The sequence below is a fragment of the Mycobacterium sp. genome, assembly GCF_029961025.1.
Classification (GTDB): domain Bacteria; phylum Actinomycetota; class Actinomycetes; order Mycobacteriales; family Mycobacteriaceae; genus Mycobacterium.
Genome location: NZ_JASBVP010000027.1, coordinates 1 through 1,512, shown reverse-complemented (window position 1 = coordinate 1,512; position 1,512 = coordinate 1). Strand labels below are relative to the sequence as shown.

Genomic DNA, 1,512 nt, shown 5'->3' with positions numbered 1-1,512 from the left:
CGCCGTCCCTAGTACGAGAGGACCGGGATGGACGCACCTCTGGTGCACCGGTTGTGGCGCCAGCCGCACCGCCGGGTAGCCAAGTGCGGACGGGATAACCGCTGAAGGCATCTAAGCGGGAAACCCCCCTCAAGACCAGGTCTCCCTCGAGGGCCGTGAGAGACCATCACGTCGATAGGCCGCAGGTGGAAGTGCAGCAATGCATGCAGCCGAGCGGTCCTAATCGCCCGACAGAGCTCCCGATCGCCGCGCCGCCGCGCCGGCCCGCAAGGCCGGCCCCGCCCGCAGCACCAAGCCGCGCCCCACCCCAACACCCGATCGAACCAATCCCGGAGCCCATCACCAGAGGGTCCGGCCTGGTGGCCCGGTGGCCATCGCGGGGTTGCCACACCCGATCCCATCCCGAACTCGGCCGTGAAACACCCCAGCGCCCATGGTACTGCGCCTCAAGGCGCGGGAGAGTCGGTCGCCGCCGGGCCACCACGCCGGACCCTCACCACCACACACCACACCCCCGCGGGGTGGAGCAGCCCGGTAGCTCGTCAGGCTCATAACCTGAAGGTCACAGGTTCAAATCCTGTCCCCGCATCCAACGATCCCAAGACTTCCCGAAAACGGCCGTTCCCCACCCGGAGAACGGCCGATTTGCCGTGCGGCGCACCGCCGAGGCGCAGAAAGGCCGTAAGCGACAGCTGATCCACGCCTTGAGTTGACGGCTGGTGTTGGCCGATGTGGCGGGCATGACGAACGACACGGATATGGCGGCGGACCTCGTAGGCAGCTCTTACGAGGCTCGTAAGAGGCCTGTACAACGCGGCAGCGGCCCGGGAGTAGAGGTTCGGGTTCGGGCTGTCCGGCGGCGGAGTTGGTCGACCGAGGACAAACTGCGGATCGTGCGGGAGACCTTGGAACCTGGCACGGTGGCCAAGGCGGTGGCGGACCGGCACGGGATCAGCACCGGGCTGCTGTTCACCTGACGCAAGGAGATGCTGGCAGCGGCGATGTCGGGCTTCGTGCCGGTCGGGGTTGTGACGGAGACGCCGAAGCTGGAGCCGCCGCCTGCCGGGGCGAGCCCGATGGTGGAGGCAGCTGGGACGATCGAGCTGGTCCTGCCCTCTGGGGCGACGGTACGCATTATCGGCCAGATCGGTGCGGCGCTGCTGCGGACCGTGCTGGCCGAACTTGGCGCTCGCTGATGCTGCGACCGCCTCCGGGCACGCGGGTGTATCCGGCCAGTCGGGTCTCGCCAAAGCCTTGCAATACGCCCTCAGCCGATGGGAGGCGCTGACCCGCTATGCCGAGGACGGCAGGCTGTCGATCGACAACAACCCCTCGGAGCGACTGCTGCGCGGCATCGCCGTCACCCGCAAGAACTTCCTGTTCCTCGGCTCTAAGGCCGGTGGCGAGCGCGCCGCCATCATCTACACCATCGCCGAGACCGCGAAGCTCAACGGCCTCGATCCCGAGGCCTACATCGCCACCGTCCTCGATCGCATGGCCCGCGGCCATACC

Annotated in this window: 2 protein-coding genes, 1 tRNA gene, 2 rRNA genes and 1 pseudogene; all 6 read left to right on the top strand. The window is 67.9% G+C overall.

Translation table 11 applies throughout. The features are described 5' to 3' along the window. A 23S ribosomal RNA gene (locus tag QJR12_RS17665) occupies window positions 1-244 on the top strand; the annotation flags it as partial. 119 nt (window positions 245-363) lie between these two features. Further along, window positions 364-478 (top strand): 5S ribosomal RNA (rrf, locus tag QJR12_RS17660). A 37-nt stretch (window positions 479-515) separates the two neighbouring features. Continuing rightward, window positions 516-592: transfer RNA gene (locus QJR12_RS17655), tRNA-Met, on the top strand. 148 nt (window positions 593-740) lie between these two features. Further along, window positions 741-977, top strand: a complete 237-nt coding sequence (locus tag QJR12_RS17650) for a transposase (RefSeq protein WP_300584793.1) — start codon at window positions 741-743, stop codon at window positions 975-977. A 9-nt stretch (window positions 978-986) separates the two neighbouring features. After that, window positions 987-1,196: a hypothetical protein gene (locus QJR12_RS17645; RefSeq protein WP_300584791.1), complete on the top strand. Its 210-nt coding sequence runs from the start codon at window positions 987-989 to the stop codon at window positions 1,194-1,196. Between the two features lie 28 nt (window positions 1,197-1,224). Beyond that, window positions 1,225-1,512 (top strand): annotated as a pseudogene (locus QJR12_RS17640) (transposase); the annotation flags it as partial.

What these genes read in the sequence shown, in the direction of transcription:
- QJR12_RS17650 (WP_300584793.1), top strand. Translation starts at nt 741, where the DNA reads ATGACGAACGACACGGATATGGCGGCGGACCTCGTAGGCAGCTCTTAC.
- QJR12_RS17645 (WP_300584791.1), top strand. Translation starts at nt 987, where the DNA reads ATGCTGGCAGCGGCGATGTCGGGCTTCGTGCCGGTCGGGGTTGTGACG.